The sequence below is a fragment of the Nicoliella sp. ESL1120 genome (assembly GCF_058508515.1).
On the sequence record NZ_CP196383.1, the window covers coordinates 240733 to 259731 of the forward strand.

Below are 18999 nucleotides of genomic sequence, written 5' to 3' on the forward strand. Positions count from 1 at the left end.
CTTGATTTTGTATCTTTTTTGTACTATTATTACAATAATGTACATTGTGAATATCCAATGTATTGAGCTAATTATTACTATCCTAAAAACTTTCTTTTGAAATCTATAAAAAGACCATACGGGGCTGTGTGGTCTTTTTATCTATTGACGGGGAGGAATTAATTACCATGAGTAAAGTATCAATGGAAAAAACAGAAGCTAAAAACAAGCAACAAGCCACTAATGCCAATTCTAGACATTGTGATTGTGCCACTCGCAAACAAGCCTAAACTAAAAGCCAGTTCGAACTTAAAATTCGAACTGGCTTTTTTATTTTAGTATGCGAATCAAAAAAATTAATATTTTTGATTTCGTGATAAAATTCGGCCATGGCGCATTTTATCGTTGATATGAATCTGCTAAATTGCCCCTTCTGGATCCATTTATGAAAGATAATAATAGACACACAAAATAGGTCGTGGTATATTATATCGTACACGATGTAATTAATTATTATCGTTATGAATTCTGTTTCAGAACATTATATTTTAAGAAAGAGGGAAAATCTTTATGTTTAAACACACTCGTAAATTGCAATACAACGCTAAGCCTGATCGTCCAGATCCATTAATGGCACGTCGTCTACAAGAAGCTCTTGGTGGCCAATGGGGTGAAACCACTGGGATGATGTCATATCTTTCCCAAGGTTGGGCATCAACTGGAGATGAAAAATATAAAGATTTACTTCTCGATACAGGGACAGAAGAAATCGGTCACGTTGAAATGATCTCCACAATGATTGGTTACCTTTTAGAAGGGGCCCCAACCACTGCGACTGAAGAAGCAATTAAGAAGGACCCATCCCTAGCTGCCGTTATTGGTGGCATGGATCCAGAACACGGTCTCGTTCACGGAATGACTGCTAGTCTTAACAACCCTAACGGTGCCGCTTGGAACGCCGGTTACGTTACTTCAAGTGGGAACCTCGTTGCCGACATGCGTTTCAACGTGGTTCGTGAATCAGAAGCCCGCCTTCAAGTTAGCCGACTTTACTACATGACTGAAGATGAAGGAGTTCGCGACATGCTTAAGTTCTTATTAGCTCGTGAAACTCAACACCAACTTCAATTCATGAAGGCTCAAGAAGAATTGGAAGAAAAATACGGTGTGATCGTCCCTGGTGACATGGGTGACATCGAACATTCAGAATTTGCCCACACCATCATGAACTTCTCTGATGGCGACGGTTCTCGGGCCTTTGAAGGACAAGTGGCTAAGGATGGTCACAAGTTCGAATTCCAAGAAAACCCTGAAGCAATGGGTGGCATTCCAAAAACTAAGCCTGCTGATCCACGCTTCAAGAACAACCAAGGTTAATTTAAATTGAATCACTTCACTTGCTTATGATGCATAAGTATCGTAAGTAAGCCTAATAATTAAAAAAACGGCGCTGAATTTACTTTCAGTGCCGTTTTTTTGCGTTAAAGTTATTTTTTTAATCCCCTTAGATAAATATCAACTGACACTAACGTCTTAACATTACATGATTAAATCATGACTTTGTTTATTATAAGATTGGTGCCAATAGTCTACTAAATTGCTGCTTAAACCGCAGCCACCTTGATTGTTGACTAAACATTTCCGATGTAATCAGCTTACTACTTGCCATATCTTGTTTATAAATATTAACTAGCTCTTCGCCGATTTTTTCATCGTACATAAACGCATTAATTTCGAAATTCAGCTTAAAGCTGCGGTAATCAAGATTGGCTGACCCGACTGAAGCGACCTTCCCATCAATTACCATTGTTTTAGAATGAATAAAGCCATTCTGGTAGAAATAGATTTTAATTCCATCATCAGCTAGTTGGCGAGCATAGTACTGCGTCGCCCGATAAACGAATGGGTGATCCGGCTTACATGGTACCATAATTCGAACATCGACCCCTGACATCGCAGCAATGCGGAGCGCATCAATCATGCTATCATCTGGAATCAAATATGGCGATTGAATCCAACAGGTCCGTTCCGCCATTTGAATCAACTTAATGTAGCCGACCTTGATTTGTTCCATATCAGAATCAGGCCCACTGGTCACGATTTGCATATCAGTACTTCCATCCACCTCAGTTACAGGGAAGTGTTCTGGACTGTCGTCATCCATTGGATGCTTATCGTCAGTGGCGTTCCAATCTAGGATGAACTGCGACTGCAACCCGAACACCCCGGCGCCAACCACGCGAATGTGGGTGTCACGCCAGTGGCCGAACTTTTTCTTGCGCCCCAGGTATTGATCACCAATGTTAAAACCACCGACATAGCCTACCTTGCCATCAATTACAACGATTTTGCGGTGATCCCTAAAATTAATCCGAAAATCAAAAATGGCTGAATGCGTATGTAAAAATGGTTCTGCAATTCCACCAGCTTCAGTAAGTGGTTTAAAGAACTTTGCATTGGTTCCCATCGATCCCCAACTATCATAAATCACCCGCACCGTGACCCCCTGCTTAGCCTTTTCAACTAACAAATCACGCATTTGAGTCCCAATCTGATCACTATAAAAAGTGTAAAATTCAATGTTAATGCTGTGCTTAGCAGCTTTAACCTCGGTCAACAACCGATTAAAAAGTTGATTGCCATCGGTAAATACGGTGACAGCATTTTTACGGGTTAGGAATGAATCGTCCATATTATCAAATAATCGAATCAGTCCCCGTGACTTATAAGCCACCCGATCAGCTGGAATCGACTGGACGTTTTTAAACATCCCTAATTGCTTATCCAAAATCTTGCGCATGTTGGCAACGTTTTGCGCTTGAAATCTAAATAACCGTTTCTTGGGGAGCTTCCGCCCCAAAAAAGCGTAGATAATAAAGCCCACCCCTGGTAAAAACGAGAGTACCAATAACCACGCCCAGGTGGCTGCAATATCACGTTTTTGTCTAAACACGGTCAACAACGCTAGTCCCGCATTAATCCAAATAATTACATCAATAATATTGGTTAGCATCTATATCACGAATCCCTCCTAATTTTAATATCTAGTATTTCTAATTATACGCTTTTGCTTTGAAAAGATAGGATTATTAATTTTACTGATCAACCAGCATTACTAATACACAATCGTGTATTGATTTATATCTTACACCATTCATTATCAAATGAAAAAAGCGCCCTCAAATTAGGACGCTCAGAAAATAATATTTAGTTCTTACATTTTAATAGCCTGATTGGTAATCAAATCCACTATATTTTTTTGGACCAATTTTCTTGGCGAGTGATTTGGTCTGGTAGTAATGCGCGATAACTGAAATCGTAGCTCCTTCAGCTTCGGTTAACACCCGATGACCCCCAATTGTTTTAACGCTATAAAAAGACCCGTCTCCAGCAGATTGTTGCCAACCACGGAAATTATACCAGGTATTGCCATTATACTTAAACACAGTTGCATATGACCAAGCACCCGTCTTAGAAACTTCCTTTTGAAGCTTTGCATTATAAGGATGGAATTTCGTTGCACTTGCATTTAGATGCAGTGTATATAACTTTTTCTTGCTGCCATCAAAGCCAATGTAAGTATACCAAGTCCCCTGAATACTCTTAGGAAAAGACTTTACATATGTAGGCTTACTTGCATTTGCCTTCGTTTCAAAATCACTAGCAACAAAGATCGAACCAGCTAGTGAAGTTAATAATAACATGCTTAGTAATGATTTCTTTCTAAGAACCATAAATATCATCTCCGTTGATAATCAATATGAAACAATTTAAATATATCAGAAATTAATTTTAAAAGCAAAAAAGCGATATTTTTAATATCGCTTTTTAAATTAAATAACTGAAGCTACTTTTTATCATTGGCATCCCAAATCTTCTTTAAACTCGCCATCCGACCGTATTGATCAGCTTGATCGATTGGTGTCACGATCAAGTTACTATCAGATTGAGCTAATCCAGCAAAGGCATTGATCGATTGATTTTCAAAGTATTTTTCATCAGCATTCGCTAATCCAGACTGAATCGTATCAATTCGATATTTTTCAGCATCAGCTTTAATTCGCGTTGCTTTGGCATTGGCGTTAGCAGTGGCAATTAGGGCTTCGTTTTGTGCCTTGGTCCGCAGTTGAATTGACTGGGCATCCCCTTCGGCCTTTGAAATTTCAGCCTTACGTTCCCGATCAGCGGTTAATTGCTTATCCATTGCTTCTTGAATCGCTGAAGATGGTGTCAATTCATCAATATTAATGCGGTCAACGTTGATTCCGTATGTATTAGTTAAATCACCGATGGCCTCAGCTAAATCCTGGTTAATTTTAGCAGTGGAGCCGAGCACTTCGTTCAAGTCCATTCGCCCCACGATATCACGTAAATGCCCCCGCACTAATTGGGACATTGATTCAACTGAATCCGTATTTTCATATTGGTATTTAGCTGAATCAGTAACGTGATAATTTAAAGTCACGCTAGCGGAAACTTCCGCATTATCCTTAGTGATAATCGAATACTTCTTCAATGAGATTGGGCGCATTGCAAGGCTAACGGTCCTAATCTTTTGTAAAAATGGAACGTAAACATTTAACCCTGATTGAACGGTTCGACTGTACTTCCCTAGGGTTTCAACTAACCCTTCGCAATTTTGTTTAACGATTTTTAATCCAAATGGCATCTTAAAGGCCTCCTTTTTTATTTTTGCCGAAGCAATAACACGTTTCCATTGGTCCCCACCACTTCATATTCTGCCGAAGCAGATGGTTGTGATTCATTCAGTAGGTCATAACGGTAGTAAATCCCCTGCATTAAAACCAGTCTGCTCTTTTTGCTAATTTGATCCCCACTCACGGTGCGGCCAACAAACTGGCGCTGCTCTAAGGTACCACTTTTAACGGTCGTTCTCAACACATTTTTAATATATTCATCGACCGTCCGATGTTCAACTTCAGCAGCGCGCTTAATTTGATCGGCTAATTGCGCATCCAAATTGATTGTAAACTTGATGTTTCACACCTCCCTAAATTGTTTCACGTGTAACATTATCACATTAATTGTTATTATTACAACCAAAATATAAATCGTGATATACTAAATTATAATTATTATAAGACTTGGAGGACTCATGGATGGCTACTAACTTACAATTACGCAGTATGTTAACTTTGGAATCACAACCAGGACCATTTATTTCAATTTTTGTCCCACTTGATAACGTTCGTGATCGTGACTTTGTTACCAATTTAGGTAATCGGGTGAAAAATTCCTTTGTTAATAAATATCCCGATAAAGATTGGTCTCCATATCAAGATAAATTCAATAAAATGCGGATTCCGAGAATGCTCGGCGCGAGAAATACCAAGGGGCTTGCGATTTATGTTGGTCCAACAATTTTAAAAGTATTTAAATTAAACCATGAAGTTAATGAATCGATCATTATGGATGATACCATGAAAATCATTGAACTAATCATGGATACCCAGTTCAAGCACATCCAAAGATCACATCACCTTTTTGATGCAGCAATCAAAAACATTAAAGTGCACTACCATGAAGCTAGTCAAATGGAACTAACCAGTGATAAATTAGACGACATTGTAAAGCTAGCACCAGCTGGACGAATCGATGCCCTAATTATTAATACTGCTGCTTCCCAAGAAGCTAAAAACCATATTTTAAATGACCTTGCCATTACCGTCATTGGATTTGGCGGAAACGTTTTCCTATTAAACAACAGTGAAATGCCTGAAAATAAGGGAGTTGCAGTGATCAAAAGGGGTTAAAAAAGACACTCATTGAGTGTCTTTTTTTATCTCACAAACGGATGGCCACCAGCAACGATAACCCCTAGTAAAATTACTACTATTAGAAGCGTCGCTAAAATTAAAACCATCCGTTTATTGAGTTGATTATGCTTTTGTTTTGCAAATGAAACCTCAATGACACCAATTAATCCAAACGCTGCAACTACTTTAGCCACGGCAAGAAATGGACTGCGCGCCCAGGCGTGCGGGAATAAAACTATTCCACTAACAATAAAAACTAAGTAACAAAACCGAACTATCATTACATAGAATTGGTTGCCACTACTAAGCGATAGGGCCATCACTGTAGAGATAATCATAATCAAAGCAAAAATGATGTGAAGCCATAATAGCATCCTAATTCCCCCAACTAGTCATCCCTTGTTTTTTTTCGCCTTTTTTCAGCCAATAACTTTTCGGCAGTTTTGGCATTAATTTTAACGGAACCATTAGCGTCCAACAGTGGAATCAAAGAACTACCATATCCACCATATTCAACGCCAGTTTCACGATCAACATATACTGAAACGCCAGTAAAAGATTCCTCTAATAATTTAAAGCGTTTTGCCATCTGTGTGTCGCCCCCAGTCTCTTTCCCATTTATTTTACCACAAAAAAACGTATGACTTGAATTACATCAGTCCTACGCTTTCGTTACAATTTAACTTAGGGAATCCCATGGAGCTAATTCGACTGGCGATTGGTTCAATAAATCGCGTTGGGCATCGGAAAGATACTTCTTATTGATCACTACTTCGTAAACAAATGCATCCATCCAGCTGTCATCCATAGTAAAGTAACCCTTATTGCCGTTCTTATCGCCCCAACTATTTTCTACTTTCCAACGGACGGGTTCATCATTAACTAAGTCAACTCCAGTTAACACCATTGCATGTGAAACTTCAGCTTGATGGTATTGAAAACGTTCGGCTTTACTCATCACCAGATCAATATTAAACAATTCAGCTCGATGATAAAGATTAGCATCTAAAATCCCCTCTTTGCGTTCCGATTGTTCAACAACGTCATTGCCAAACCAAACGGTCCCGCCATCCTTTAGTTGTTGAATGGCAGTTGCCTTCAAAACATTCATTGGTAGATTTAAAAATTGAATTTGTTTGCCACCGACAACGTTATTTTGACTAGGCAAACTATATAGTTGGTTGTACTCCTTATCAGGAGCATTAGAAAGTACCACATAATCATCCAGATCATCTGTAAAGTACTTATCAAAAAATTGCTTGGGAGTTAACCCTTGGTCTAAATGGTAGTTTTGTTTATCATCCCGATACTCAAAATCAAATTTTTCAGGTGGAACCCCGACTGAATACCCAACGATGCGGTAAACTTCACTCAACATTTTTTGCCGTGCTTGCGTTAGTTCTTCATCACTAACGCCGTCATTCACTAAATTCCGTAAACGCATTCCATCACGCCGTAATTTTAAGTTCAATAATGAATTAAGGTCGCGAGTATTTTTGGTAACGTTATTTTCTGGGAAAACGCTCGTGGGAACGACCCCATATTTTTGGACCAACGCAGCTGACATTGCCCATTGGCCACCATCATTACCAGGCCCCGCAAGATAAAATTGAACTGTTCGATCTGTAGTTGGTAAATTAGCCGTACTAATCATCCGATCATAAAAAATGTTCGCACGTTCAATTTTATCCCAGAAAAAGAGGTAGCTTTGCGATAGTTCAAAGTCCTTTACACCATACTTTTCAGCAAATTGATGCCGTAAGTTATTTGTAAGCGAAAATAACCAGCAACGCCCACTTTGCCGTTGATTAGTCACTCCACCGGTCTTAACTTCCACTGAAAAAACATGGTTAGTCCGAACGGCAGCTTTTGGATCCTTTGCAACGTTATTGACACCATTTTGTTGGATTGCACGAGCAATTACATCTGCTTGAGGTTGCTTAGCATAATCTTCTTCAAGTGCTGCAATGTCAGCATCAGTTAATTTATTATTATTTTCTGTCATTATCGTTCCTCCAATTTCATATTAATCCCATGCGTTCAATTCGATTGGGGTCTGTGTGAGCATTCTTTGCTGTTCATCAGTTAAATACTGCTTTTTAACAATCACTTCATAAACAAAGTCTTCCATCCAGTCATCAGCCATCGTGAAATAGCCCGATTCACCGACTTTGCTGCCCCAACTATTTTCTACTTGCCATTTAGTCGTCTTTCCATCAATAACGTCGACTCCGGTGAACGTCATTGCATGGGAAGCTTGCGCCTCAGAATATTCAAAACGTTGCTTCTTAGTCATGTCTAAATCAACATTAAATAACCGATCACGACGATATAGCTTACTATCCAGTAATCCTGGTTTAGTATCGGATTGAGCACCTACATCGTTACCGAACCAAACTGGTTCGCCATCCTTTAGCTGTTGTAACGCCATTCGTTTTAGATCCGCCATTGGTAAGTTCAAATAATGAATGTGTTGGCCCCCTACCACGTTATCCGATACTGATTGTTGGTATAGTTTGTTATAAGCACGATGGGGATAATTACATACGGAAATATATTGATTCAAATCAATTCCAAAATACTTATCATAAAATTGTTTGGGGGTAATATTTTTATCAATATGATAATTGTCCTTATCATCTCGGTATTCAAAATCAAACGTTTTTGGCGGTACGCCAATACTCATCGCAACAATGCGGTAAACTTCAGTTAACATTTGTTTTCTAAATTTACTGATTTCATCTGGGTTGGCACCATTGTTAATTAGTTCGCGAAGCTTCATTCCATCCCGTCGTAGTTTGAATGACAATAATCGGTCGAACTCAGCGGTATTGTTAGCAACTTGCGTTCTTGGAAATGCTGCGTCTGGCAATACCCCATACTTTTGGACAAGCGCAACGGCCATATCCCACTCACCACCGTCTTCATCTGGTGATGATAAGTACACTGATAATTCACGATCACTTGTATCCTTAGCAGCCGTTCTAATAATTTGATCATAGTATGCATTGGCCCGTTCGATTTTATCCCAAAAGAATAAGAAGTTAGATGATAGTTGAAATCCTTTTACATTATACTTTTTAATAAATTCATGCCGTAAAACATTCATTAATGCAAACATCCAACAAAAACCAGCTTGTTTTTGATCAGTGATTTGATCATTTTCACTTGCTTTTAAATCAATTGAGAATGTTGGATTTAACCGTACTTTTACTTGATTATCAATCGCAACCTTATTAATTCCATTTTCCTGGATTGCTCTCGAAATAACGTCTGCTTGTGGTTGCCGATTATATGCAGATTTAAAACGTTCTAAATCGGTGTTATTTAACTCATTTGCCATTCTCGATTCCCCCTACGCTAATAGTTTTAAAAATATTTGTAACTATACTATAATTTTCACCCAATTAAAGCAAATTAGTAGAATTAAAAAAGAGCCCCCTTAACAAGGAGCCCTCAATCAAGGCAATCAACTAAGCTTTTGATTTGGCAATATCATCATAAGTGCTTGTCATTTTTTCAATCACAGCAGTTAAATTAACATCATTTAAATCAACAGTGGTCGTTAAACAATGGTATGGACGATAATAATAAATTTTAAAATCACTACCATCGACCCGATGATTAGGTAACTTTTCAAAGTAGTTTTCTACAGTGGATAGTTCTGGATAATCCTTGATATCAAAAACACCCCAGTCTTCCAATTGAAGTGGAATCAATACCCGAACTTGATGGTCGTTATGAACTTGGAACTGGATTTCGCAATCTCCCTCATTAACAAGTCCCACCATTGCCCAGTAAGGTGTTTCTGGGATGATTTTTAAATCTGAAATGCTGTAGTTACTATTTGCTTTAACAGATTCAACAGCAGATTCAATTGTATCGATCATCTTCATTAAATCATATCCTTTCTCAATATTAATACAGGTTAAATTATACCATTATATTAGATAAACAATTACTATTATCTATTGGATTTAGCTGATTTTTAGCATTTTTTGAAACATATTTTTAAATATTATCTATATAAATAAAGATTATCAAAAAATTTTATAAAGGTGGCTATTTTCATGTATTATTTATTTAATAATTGTGATAACATATTAATTTGTGAATGATAGATACTTTTTGTTAGTGAAATTTTAGAACTTTTTCAGTAAAAAATATGTTTTTAAGTGAGAGGTATTAATATGTTTTTAGGAAGTAAAATTGCTCAACAACGTAAGGAAAAGAATATCACCCAAACTGATTTGGCAAGTGATATTTGTACTCAAAACACAATTAGTAAGATTGAAAAGCACAATGTGCCACCAACTACTAAGATTTTAATCAAGCTATGTCAAAGAATTGACCTCACATTAAACGATGTCTTTTCTGACTTTAGCCGTCCAGATAGTGACGTAGATGCACTTTTGAATAATGCTGAACATTCACTATATAACTACAATCATGAAAATGCAGATGAGATTGAAAGCAATATCGCTAAGCTAAAGAATTATCAAATCGAAGCTGAAGCACTGGTCCAATTTCAATTCATCAACGCATTCTTAAAATTTAGACAGGGACAATTCGAAGATGCTATCTTTGAATGTGATAAAGTTCTTGCAAGCACCCGTAGTGAAGATGCTAACGTTTACACAACCTTGGCTTACACAATTAAGGGTGATTCCTACAAAAAACTTGATAAGATCAGTAATGCTGAATACTACTTCAACATTGCGGATAAATTTATCAAGAGCTACAAGTCAGAAAAGGGCCTTGATTACAGTTCTATTCAGGTCATCTTTATTTGTAATCAATTAGCTCACTACTACATTTTAACTAATGAATTTAAAAAAACGATGCGGGTTGCAAAGACTGGAATTCAGTTAAATGATCAACTCCACACGACTTACTTTATGAATTCACTATTCAACACCGCTTTTGAAGCTGGTAAAGAACTTAATTTAGAACCCGCTTTGTTAAAGAATTATCAAAAATTCGCTAATTTATTTGAACAATACAACGGATTTGAAAGTATTAACGCATAATAAAAGGATCCTGATTATATTATGATTAACATTAAACAACACATTCGGATGTATGCTGAAACGGCAGTTCAAAATGGTGACTTAGCAACTACTGAAGATGTTCAATCTTTAGCCCAAGCTGATCACAAAACATGGAATGTTTCGGTCAAACATTTCCAAAACAATAATGGTGTTATCAACATTACACTAGCGCCTGTTTCAGAATCAAAAGATTATCAAGTATTGGATGGCAATAATAATATTATTTGGCAAGGTCAATTCACAGAAGCAAACTTTAACTCTATTATTCAAAATGTTCTAATGAAAATAAATATTATTTAGCTATTAAAAATAAAAAAGAAGTTCACACCATGATTGATGTGAACTTCTTTTTTATTCATATGCTAAAGAATTAATATTCTTTTGTTGTTGTTTATTAGTATTATTGCTGTTGAAAGGCCATGGCCATTCAAAGACGTGAACAACTCCCATGATCTTATCCTTTGGAACGAAGCCCCAGTAACGACTATCGTTAGAAACGCTTCGGTGATCACCTAATACAAAATATTCACCCTTGGGAACCGTAACGGCTTGTTTATTCTTCGGCCAATTAGCAGCTAATTTCTTAATGTCCCAATTTGTAATCTTATAAGTTGGCACCTGAGTCCCCGTGGTTTGTTCATAATTACTAATGAACGTTTGGGAGACCTTCTTATCATTAACGTAAATCGTCCCAGCCTTGAAAGCTACCTTGTCACCAGGAAGTCCGATAACCCGCTTCACATAATAATCGGGATTCCCAGATGCTTGGGGATCTTCTCCAGAAGCATTAAAAACAATCACACTTAGATGCTTAATTTTTGCTTGGCGGTAAACAACAATGGATTGATTGTTCTTAAGGTTCGGTTCCATCGAAGGACCGCTTACTCGCACCTTAGTAATTAAAAAGTTGTTTACTAATCCAAGGACTATCAATGTTACCACAATTGGTAAAATATAGTCCAAGATAAATTGAATCACTCTATTTTCTGATTTCACAATAACGTCTCCCGTTTCAATTTTGACAAATTTATTCATATTATAACATTTTATAGCAAATGTTTGCGATGTTGATATTTTCTTAAAAAAGTACCTGTGGATAAATTATCCACAGGTACTTTTAATTCTAATATCCCAACGAATTGATGTTATAACGTTGCTGACTATTTGTATTGTACTTATTGAACGGCCATGGCCAACCATAAACATGAACCACGCCCATAATCTTATCCTTTGGAACGAATCCCCAGTAACGACTATCATTAGAAACACTACGGTGGTCACCTAGTACAAAGTACTTACCCTTTGGCACGGTAACGGCACCTTGATCAACCTTCCAATACTTAGATAGGGTTTTTAAATCCCAATTTTTAAAGGTTGGAATCCCATCAGAAGTATTTTGGACTTGTGTCCCAGTAGTTGCTTCATACTTACTGATGAAAGTCTGTGGGACTTTTTTATCATTAACATAAACGGTTCCATCTTTAAAGGCGACTTTATCCCCAGGCAACCCAATAACCCGCTTAACATAATAATCAGCAGTCGGGGTTGCGCTAGGATCAACTCCACTAGCATCAAAAACAATCACGCTCTGATGCTTAATCGGTGCTAGCTTCCAGACGACCAATAATTCCTTATCGTTTAAGTTAGGCTGCATTGACGGCCCGCTGACCCGCATTTTATCAACAACAAAAACCCTTAATAAAACCACGAGCACAATTGCAAACACGACTGGAAAAACATAGTCACGAATCGCTTGGAATATTTTATTTTCTTTCAATTTGAAAAACTCCTAAATTTATGTAATTTATAACTAATATATACCTTTTTTAAAAATTAAATACTAATTTAATTAGTTTATAAGAAAAAATTAAAAAGCCATGTTGGCATTTTAATACCAACATGACTTCTTAAATAATGATTATTTAGTTTTGGCAATCCGTCCCTGTTGAATGTAAACACTTAAGATCGCGATATCAGAAGGATTAACTCCACTAATCCGTGATGCCTGTGCAATACTGTGTGGTTGGATCTTTTTGAGTTTTTGATGTGCTTCAGTTGCCAGACCGTCAATTGCGTCATAATCAATGTTTTCAGGAATCTTCTTTGCTTCCATCTTCTTTAATTTTTCAACGTTTTCTTCAGCCTTTTTAATGTAGCCAGCGTACTTAGTACGAATTTCAACTTGTTCGATCACCCGCCGACCAAGTGGCTTAGCTGGTTCTGGAATGAAACGCTTCAAGATGTTGTAGGTAACATATGGGCGCCGTAGAAATACTGAGGCCAAAACCCCATCTTGTAACGGTTTATCCCCGTGTTCTTGAATAAATTGGTTGACCTCATCGTTCGGCTTGATCCGAATGCTGTTCAGGCGTTCAATTTCACCCTCCACAGCTGCTTTCTTTGCTAAAAATGCTTGATACCGTTCTTCTGAAATAAGGCCTAATTCGTATCCCTTTTCAGTTAACCGCATGTCAGCATTATCATGCCGCAAAAGTAATCGATACTCAGCCCGACTAGTCAATAACCGATATGGTTCGTTGGTCCCCTTAGTTACCAGATCATCAACCATAACTCCAATATAGGCTTCGTTCCGTTTCAAAATCAATGGATCCTTACCTTGGGCGCGTAATGCAGCGTTAATTCCAGCGTACATCCCTTGTCCCGCTGCTTCTTCATAACCTGAAGTCCCGTTGGTTTGCCCCGCAGTATAAAGATTCTTTAATACCTTAGTTTCAAAGGTTGGTTTCAATTGGTATGGATCGACAACGTCATATTCAATCGCATAACCAGGCCGCATCAATTCAGCATTTTGCATTCCAGCAACTGAATGAATCATGTTTTGTTGAACTTCTTCTGGCATTGAAGTCGACATCCCATTCACGTAGTATTCTTGGGTTTCGCGTCCTTCTGGTTCCAAAAAGACCTGGTGGTGATCCTTATCAGCAAAGCGCACGACCTTATCTTCAATCGAAGGACAATAACGAGGTCCAATTCCTTCAACGGTTCCGTTAAACATTGGTGCCCGCCCTAAGTTTTCCCGAATGATTTCATGGGTCTTTTCATTGGTGTAGGTCAACCAACATGACAGTTGATTCTTAAGGTCAAGGTATTGACTATCTGGCGTTTCGTAACTGAAGTGGTTCACTTCTTCATCACCAGGTTGTTCAGTCGTTTGACTAAAGTCAATCGTATTCCCATCAACCCGTGGTGGAGTTCCAGTTTTGAACCGCTTTAATTTAAAGCCTAAATTCTCCAAATTCTTGGATAATTCTAGGGCTGGTTGGGTATTATTAGGCCCGGATGAGTATTGTAACTCACCGATAATAATGCGACCACGAGCAGCAGTTCCAGTACATAGAACCACCGTTTTAGCGTTATATTTAGCACCAGTGTTGGTAACGACACCCTTACAAACCCCATCTTCGGTAATCAATGAATCAACGATTCCCTGCCGTAACGTCAAGTTCGGTTGATTTTCAATCGTTTGCTTCATTGCGCGGTGGTAGGCATGCTTATCAGCTTGGGCCCGTAAGGCTCTCACTGCAGGGCCCTTACCCGTGTTTAGCATCCGCATTTGAATGTAGGTTTTATCAATGTTGCGACCCATTTCACCACCCAGGGCATCGACTTCACGCACCACGATTCCCTTGGCAGGCCCTCCAACAGAAGGATTACATGGCATAAATGCGACCATTTCTAAGTTGATCGTAAGTAATAATGTTTTGTTGCCCATTCTGGCCGCTGCTAATGCCGCTTCACAACCAGCATGTCCGGCCCCAACCACGATCACATCATAGTCTGGTCCTTGGTAAGTCTGCTTAACGTGACTTAAAATTTCACTCATAATTTCCTCCAAAAAGTTATCCACATGTTAATTACTTTTTATTTGCAATAAAGTTATCCACAGTTACTTTCCTAAACAGAATTGACTGAATAATTGATCAAGCAACTCGTCGTTATAGCTATCTCCTGTAATTTCACCCAGAAGCTCCCAACAACTAGTCATGTCAATTTGCACCAAATCAACAGGCATGTCGTTTGCAATTCCGTTAATAACATCATCCAAAGCAGCAGTCGCTTGGTTCAACAATCCAATGTGTCTTGCATTCGTTACCATTACGTTCGATTGTGAATTTTCAATTCCCTCTTCAAAGAAGAGTTTGGCAATGCGTTCCTCAAGTGACCGAAGTCCGTCAGCCTTCATGGCAGAAGTGGAGATGATGTTATCCTTACCAACTAGTTGTTCAACTTCAGCTAATTCAATCTGCGTTGGTAAATCGGTCTTATTTAAAATGACGATTCGTTTCACATCATTGGTCAAGGTTAACAATTCACGATCTTCGTTCGTTAGTGGTTCACTAGAATTGAGCACTAGGAGTACTAAATCAGCACTGTTGATTGATTTACGGGAACGTTCGACCCCGATTTTTTCCACTTGGTCATCAGTTTCCCGAATCCCAGCAGTATCGATCAATTTAAGTGGCACCCCACTAACATTGACGTATTCTTCCAATACATCCCGAGTCGTCCCAGGGACGTTGGTAACAATTGCTTTATCCTCATGCAATAAATGGTTGAGAATGCTAGATTTACCAACATTGGGCCTACCAACAATCGCAGTGGCTAACCCATCACGGAGCACCTTCCCCTGTTTGGCAGTCTTTAATAATTGCTGTAAGCTAGCCTTGACTTCATTGGCCTTACTTAACAATAACTTAGTCGTCATTGTTTCGGCCGCATCATATTCTGGATAATCGATATTGACTTCAACGTTGGCCAAAACATCTAAAATGTCCTGTCGTAAGTTCCGAATCAGGTGGGAGAGATTCCCGTCCAATTGATTTAATGCTGCTTTCATGGACTGATCAGTCTTGGCTTCGATCAAATCCATTACCGCTTCAGACTGTGATAAATCAATTCGCCCATTCAAAAATGCCCGCTCTGTAAATTCACCAGGATTCGCCATACGCGCCCCGTTGCTAAGCACAATTTGTAAGATGCGGTTCGTTGCAACAATTCCACCATGGCAGTTAATTTCAATCACGTCTTCTTTGGTGTAGGTGTTGGGAGCCCGCATTACTGAAACCATTACCTCATCGACGGTTTCGTTGCCGTTTGCTGGATCAACAATATGTCCATAATTAATAGTATGGCTAGCAACTTGGTTGAGGTCTTTTCCACGATAAATAGCAGTAATTACCTTCATTGCATCTTCACCACTAATCCGCACGATTGCAATCCCACCTTCACCAGGCGGAGTCGAAATTGCAGCAATGGTATCGAATTCAGTTGTCGTTAGTGCCATATGATGACTTCCTTTCTTTCATTTCAAATCAATTTAAAATACAAAAAAAGTGCCCACACCACGCCCTTAAACCGCGTGGATAAAGCACTTTCACTACTTCATCTAGCTATATTAATTTTTACACGACAAATAACATTTATATCATATATTGATATAAACGGTTTGTCAATTTGGTTGCTTATTTATTTTTTTACTTTGGGACCACTACTACTGCGCGATAGGGCTCTCTTCCAGCCGAGTAGGTACGAACGTATTGATGGTTCTCTAATGTTTTATGAATTTTCTTTCTTTCAAATGATGGCATCGGATCTAAGTAAACTGGTTTCCCCTCTGCTACAACGTCTCGAGCTGTCTTTTCTGCCAATTTTTCTAAAATATCTAAGCGCCGTTGACGATAATTAGCGGTATCTAATTCAACAACGACATGGTAAATTCCTAATCGATTTAAATAAATCTCAGCTAAAGTTTGAAGGGCGTTGATTGTTAAACCATGCTTACCAATCAATAATCCTTCTTCTTTTGTTTCAAAATCAATCTTAACCGTTTTACTATTTTTAAAAATTACTTTTGATGTTGCATGGATGCTTAATTGAATTACAATTGCATCCAAATATTGTTGAAGCTGATCAACTGCTTTTTTAATTTCATCTGAATTACTAGTTGGTTCATCATCCTCATTTTGAGAACGACTGAACTCAATGCTAGCTGACTTAGCAGCATTCGATGCCCTTGTATTAATTTCTTGGTCATCACTTGATGACTTTGGTGTTTCTTCTGCTGTTTTTTGAATTTCCGTTACTTCAACAATTGCATCGCGCTTGCCAAAGCCAAGAAATCCCTTCTTTTCAGTTTGAATTACTTTAATATTTGCTTGATTTTTTTCGATTGCTAGTTTGTTGAGTCCGTTTTGAATCGCTTCCTCAACATTCTTTCCGGTAAACGTGTTCATGAATGTGAATCCCCCAATAATTTTTGACTAACATTATAATGATAGCACAAGAACAACAAAAAAAGACACCAAAATAAGTAGATTTGGTGTCTTTTAATTAAGGTTTAAATTTATTTTCGACGGCTCTTCTTCGCCTTGCGAATTGCCTTAGCAACTTTACGTTCATGTTCCTTACGAACAAATTCCTTTTCTTCACGTTCCCGTTGAATTTTCCATGGGTTTTGAAGAACGAGAGTTTGGACAGCTTGGAACGCATTGGTAATCACCCAGTAAAGTGATAGTGCAGATGGAACGCTTAAAGCAGTAAAGAAGATAATCAATGGCATCCCAAACGTCATAATAGTTGTCATACTATTCTTTTCGGGTTGAGATTTCATTGCAAGCCATGAACTAACAAAAGTCAATAAAGCAGCCAAAATTGGTAGAACAAAGAATGGATCTTTATCACCAAGTTTTAGCCATAAAAATTGACCAGACTTCAAGATTTCAGTTCTTGAAATCGATTGGTAAAGTGCGTAAATAACCGGCAATTGGACAATTAATGGTAAACAGCCCGCAATTGGATTAACACCAGCTTCTGAATAAAGCTTTTGTTGTTCTTCACGCAACTTTTGCATTGTTTCAGTATCCTTTGAGGAATACTTCTTTTGCAATGCCTTTAACTGTGGTTGAATTTCTTGCGTTTTCTTCATGCTCCGAGTTTGGAAAATCATCAAAGGTAAAATGATGATTCGGATAATAATCGTAAATACGATAATCCCAATTCCATAACTGGAACCGAATAGCTTAGATAACCAAATGATAGCACGTGAGAAGTTTAAAACAATTCCCCCGTCCCAAAAACCAGTACTATGATTAGTAATTGGAGTCGTACTACATGCACTCAATAGGAAGACTAAACTAAAAACAGAAGCTAACGCTAAGTATCTCTTTAGTTTTTTATTCAATTTTTTGATCCTCACTATAATTAGGACTAAGTAAATTTGCTAATTTTAATACATGAATCAAATTATACTTGATGGCTTTCATCGATTGGCCTGACGCATGGGGACGAGCAATCACTAAAATATCAACATCACTGCGCAAAGCAGGTTTTAATTCTAAAAGTGATTGTCTGATCCGTCGCTTTACCCAGTTTCTATGAACTGCGTTTCCAATTTTTTTACCAACAGAAATCCCAACTCGAAAATGAGGTTGACTAGGTTTGTCCATTTGATAAATCACAAACATCCGATTAGCCACTGAGTTATGGTTTTCAAATACCGTCTGGAAGTCAGCTTCCTTTTTAACGCGATATGATTTTCGCATAATCCATCTCCAAGTAACGATTCAAAATATACATAATAATGAAAAAGACCACTGAATGGTGGTCAGTGATCTATACAGACAATGATTTTCTGCCTTTTCTACGACGACGTGCTAACACTTTGCGTCCGTCACTAGTTAACATGCGTTTACGGAAACCGTGTACGCGAGCACGATGACGTTTCTTTGGTTGGTAAGTTCTCTTCATTACTAACCCTCCTTAGACTTGTTCAATTTCTATTTAAGTTTACAATACAATTCCTAAATATAATAACACAACTCAAATTAATTTTAAATAGTTATTTTCCGAAACATTCATAATTTTTTATCAACAGGGTTGTGGATAAAAAATGTTACTCAACTTTTAAATCAAAAATATTTAATAAGTTATCCACATGTTATCCACATGTTATCCACATATCCACAGCCTGTGGATAAAGTTATCAACAGGTGTGGATAAGTTTTTATAAATGTTTATATATTAACATTACAAGCCCTTTTTTTATCCACAGCCCCTGTGGATAACCTGTTTTTTTACGATTATTTTATCTGTTATCCACAGCCTGTGGATAAAGTAATCCACAGGGTGTGAAACAAATTTATTTTCATTCACAGCCTGTGGAAAACTCATAA

General features: G+C 37.9%; 21 protein-coding genes. 4 read left to right on the top strand and 17 right to left on the bottom strand.

Annotated features, from left to right (window positions below):
- The first annotated feature begins 549 nt into the window (after positions 1-549).
- Positions 550-1356 carry a manganese catalase gene (locus ACSYTE_RS01105; protein WP_491716887.1) on the top strand — a complete coding sequence of 269 codons (807 nt, stop codon included), beginning with the start codon at positions 550-552 and terminating at the stop codon, positions 1354-1356.
- Positions 1357-1546: 190 nt separating this feature from the next.
- On the opposite strand, the gene cls is transcribed toward ACSYTE_RS01105, so the two are convergent.
- From cls to ACSYTE_RS01125, 4 genes are all read right to left on the bottom strand, one after another.
- On the bottom strand, positions 1547-2992 hold the full coding sequence (gene cls / locus ACSYTE_RS01110) for a cardiolipin synthase (protein WP_491716888.1): 1446 nt from the start codon (positions 2990-2992) through the stop codon (positions 1547-1549).
- Positions 2993-3200: 208 nt separating this feature from the next.
- Complete coding sequence (locus tag ACSYTE_RS01115) at positions 3201-3713, bottom strand: hypothetical protein (RefSeq protein ID WP_491716889.1); 513 nt, start codon at positions 3711-3713, stop codon at positions 3201-3203.
- A gap of 113 nt (positions 3714-3826) precedes the next feature.
- Complete coding sequence (locus ACSYTE_RS01120) at positions 3827-4648, bottom strand: SPFH domain-containing protein (RefSeq protein ID WP_491716890.1); 822 nt, start codon at positions 4646-4648, stop codon at positions 3827-3829.
- 17 nt (positions 4649-4665) lie between these two features.
- Positions 4666-4959 (bottom strand): toxin-antitoxin system HicB family antitoxin, encoded by a 294-nt coding sequence (locus tag ACSYTE_RS01125; RefSeq protein ID WP_491716891.1) that lies wholly within the window; start codon positions 4957-4959, stop codon positions 4666-4668.
- Positions 4960-5099: 140 nt separating this feature from the next.
- Here ACSYTE_RS01125 and ACSYTE_RS01130 point away from each other — a divergent pair, with 140 nt between their 5' ends.
- Complete coding sequence (locus ACSYTE_RS01130; protein WP_491716892.1) at positions 5100-5753, top strand: hypothetical protein; 654 nt, start codon at positions 5100-5102, stop codon at positions 5751-5753.
- A gap of 26 nt (positions 5754-5779) precedes the next feature.
- Here ACSYTE_RS01130 and ACSYTE_RS01135 read toward each other — a convergent pair whose 3' ends face one another.
- From ACSYTE_RS01135 to ACSYTE_RS01155, 5 genes are all read right to left on the bottom strand, one after another.
- The gene (locus ACSYTE_RS01135) at positions 5780-6130 is read right to left on the bottom strand and encodes a DUF1516 family protein (RefSeq protein WP_491716893.1); all 351 of its coding nucleotides are present in this window, start codon (positions 6128-6130) and stop codon (positions 5780-5782) included.
- Positions 6131-6144: 14 nt separating this feature from the next.
- Positions 6145-6345, bottom strand: a complete 201-nt coding sequence (locus ACSYTE_RS01140; RefSeq protein WP_491716894.1) for a DUF6440 family protein — start codon at positions 6343-6345, stop codon at positions 6145-6147.
- Positions 6346-6435: 90 nt separating this feature from the next.
- Positions 6436-7761: a C1 family peptidase gene (locus ACSYTE_RS01145; protein WP_491716895.1), complete on the bottom strand. Its 1326-nt coding sequence runs from the start codon at positions 7759-7761 to the stop codon at positions 6436-6438.
- A gap of 21 nt (positions 7762-7782) precedes the next feature.
- Entirely contained in the window at positions 7783-9099 is a 1317-nt protein-coding gene (locus tag ACSYTE_RS01150) for a C1 family peptidase (protein ID WP_491716896.1), read from the bottom strand.
- A gap of 130 nt (positions 9100-9229) precedes the next feature.
- Positions 9230-9652, bottom strand: a complete 423-nt coding sequence (locus ACSYTE_RS01155) for a hypothetical protein (RefSeq protein ID WP_491716897.1) — start codon at positions 9650-9652, stop codon at positions 9230-9232.
- A gap of 294 nt (positions 9653-9946) precedes the next feature.
- Here ACSYTE_RS01155 and ACSYTE_RS01160 point away from each other — a divergent pair, with 294 nt between their 5' ends.
- Both ACSYTE_RS01160 and ACSYTE_RS01165 read left to right on the top strand, forming a co-directional pair.
- Complete coding sequence (locus ACSYTE_RS01160; protein ID WP_491716898.1) at positions 9947-10786, top strand: helix-turn-helix domain-containing protein; 840 nt, start codon at positions 9947-9949, stop codon at positions 10784-10786.
- A 21-nt stretch (positions 10787-10807) separates the two neighbouring features.
- A complete protein-coding gene (locus ACSYTE_RS01165) occupies positions 10808-11107 on the top strand; it encodes a hypothetical protein (protein WP_491716899.1) in 300 nt (99 codons plus the stop codon).
- A 51-nt stretch (positions 11108-11158) separates the two neighbouring features.
- Here the strand turns inward: ACSYTE_RS01165 and lepB (ACSYTE_RS01170) are convergent, their stop codons facing one another.
- The 8 genes from lepB (ACSYTE_RS01170) to rpmH all read right to left on the bottom strand — a co-directional run bounded on the left by lepB (ACSYTE_RS01170) (position 11159) and on the right by rpmH (position 18574).
- Entirely contained in the window at positions 11159-11803 is a 645-nt protein-coding gene (lepB, locus tag ACSYTE_RS01170; RefSeq protein ID WP_491716900.1) for a signal peptidase I, read from the bottom strand.
- 127 nt (positions 11804-11930) lie between these two features.
- Positions 11931-12584 carry a signal peptidase I gene (lepB, locus tag ACSYTE_RS01175; protein WP_491716901.1) on the bottom strand — a complete coding sequence of 218 codons (654 nt, stop codon included), beginning with the start codon at positions 12582-12584 and terminating at the stop codon, positions 11931-11933.
- A 141-nt stretch (positions 12585-12725) separates the two neighbouring features.
- Entirely contained in the window at positions 12726-14651 is a 1926-nt protein-coding gene (gene mnmG / locus ACSYTE_RS01180) for a tRNA uridine-5-carboxymethylaminomethyl(34) synthesis enzyme MnmG (protein ID WP_491716902.1), read from the bottom strand.
- Positions 14652-14714: 63 nt separating this feature from the next.
- Positions 14715-16112 carry a tRNA uridine-5-carboxymethylaminomethyl(34) synthesis GTPase MnmE gene (gene mnmE / locus ACSYTE_RS01185; protein ID WP_491716903.1) on the bottom strand — a complete coding sequence of 466 codons (1398 nt, stop codon included), beginning with the start codon at positions 16110-16112 and terminating at the stop codon, positions 14715-14717.
- A gap of 190 nt (positions 16113-16302) precedes the next feature.
- Positions 16303-17061: an RNA-binding cell elongation regulator Jag/EloR gene (gene jag / locus ACSYTE_RS01190; RefSeq protein WP_491716904.1), complete on the bottom strand. Its 759-nt coding sequence runs from the start codon at positions 17059-17061 to the stop codon at positions 16303-16305.
- A 110-nt stretch (positions 17062-17171) separates the two neighbouring features.
- A complete protein-coding gene (yidC, locus tag ACSYTE_RS01195; protein ID WP_491716905.1) occupies positions 17172-18008 on the bottom strand; it encodes a membrane protein insertase YidC in 837 nt (278 codons plus the stop codon).
- Positions 18001-18369 (bottom strand): ribonuclease P protein component, encoded by a 369-nt coding sequence (rnpA, locus tag ACSYTE_RS01200; RefSeq protein ID WP_491716906.1) that lies wholly within the window; start codon positions 18367-18369, stop codon positions 18001-18003. Before rnpA ends, yidC begins: the two co-directional genes overlap by 8 nt.
- Before the next feature lie 70 nt (positions 18370-18439).
- Positions 18440-18574 (bottom strand): 50S ribosomal protein L34, encoded by a 135-nt coding sequence (gene rpmH / locus ACSYTE_RS01205; RefSeq protein WP_491716907.1) that lies wholly within the window; start codon positions 18572-18574, stop codon positions 18440-18442.
- Positions 18575-18999 lie beyond the last annotated feature (425 nt).

Excerpts from the sequence above, each read along its gene's own strand:
- ACSYTE_RS01105 (WP_491716887.1), top strand. The coding sequence starts at position 550 with ATGTTTAAACACACTCGTAAATTGCAATACAACGCTAAGCCTGATCGT.
- cls (WP_491716888.1), bottom strand. The coding sequence starts at position 2,992 with ATGCTAACCAATATTATTGATGTAATTATTTGGATTAATGCGGGACTA.
- ACSYTE_RS01115 (WP_491716889.1), bottom strand. The coding sequence starts at position 3,713 with ATGGTTCTTAGAAAGAAATCATTACTAAGCATGTTATTATTAACTTCA.
- ACSYTE_RS01120 (WP_491716890.1), bottom strand. The coding sequence starts at position 4,648 with ATGCCATTTGGATTAAAAATCGTTAAACAAAATTGCGAAGGGTTAGTT.
- ACSYTE_RS01130 (WP_491716892.1), top strand. The coding sequence starts at position 5,100 with ATGGCTACTAACTTACAATTACGCAGTATGTTAACTTTGGAATCACAA.
- ACSYTE_RS01135 (WP_491716893.1), bottom strand. The coding sequence starts at position 6,130 with ATGCTATTATGGCTTCACATCATTTTTGCTTTGATTATGATTATCTCT.
- ACSYTE_RS01140 (WP_491716894.1), bottom strand. The coding sequence starts at position 6,345 with ATGGCAAAACGCTTTAAATTATTAGAGGAATCTTTTACTGGCGTTTCA.
- ACSYTE_RS01145 (WP_491716895.1), bottom strand. The coding sequence starts at position 7,761 with ATGACAGAAAATAATAATAAATTAACTGATGCTGACATTGCAGCACTT.
- ACSYTE_RS01150 (WP_491716896.1), bottom strand. The coding sequence starts at position 9,099 with ATGGCAAATGAGTTAAATAACACCGATTTAGAACGTTTTAAATCTGCA.
- ACSYTE_RS01155 (WP_491716897.1), bottom strand. The coding sequence starts at position 9,652 with ATGAAGATGATCGATACAATTGAATCTGCTGTTGAATCTGTTAAAGCA.
- ACSYTE_RS01160 (WP_491716898.1), top strand. The coding sequence starts at position 9,947 with ATGTTTTTAGGAAGTAAAATTGCTCAACAACGTAAGGAAAAGAATATC.
- ACSYTE_RS01165 (WP_491716899.1), top strand. The coding sequence starts at position 10,808 with ATGATTAACATTAAACAACACATTCGGATGTATGCTGAAACGGCAGTT.
- mnmG (WP_491716902.1), bottom strand. The coding sequence starts at position 14,651 with ATGAGTGAAATTTTAAGTCACGTTAAGCAGACTTACCAAGGACCAGAC.
- mnmE (WP_491716903.1), bottom strand. The coding sequence starts at position 16,112 with ATGGCACTAACGACAACTGAATTCGATACCATTGCTGCAATTTCGACT.
- jag (WP_491716904.1), bottom strand. The coding sequence starts at position 17,061 with ATGAACACGTTTACCGGAAAGAATGTTGAGGAAGCGATTCAAAACGGA.
- rnpA (WP_491716906.1), bottom strand. The coding sequence starts at position 18,369 with ATGCGAAAATCATATCGCGTTAAAAAGGAAGCTGACTTCCAGACGGTA.
- rpmH (WP_491716907.1), bottom strand. The coding sequence starts at position 18,574 with ATGAAGAGAACTTACCAACCAAAGAAACGTCATCGTGCTCGCGTACAC.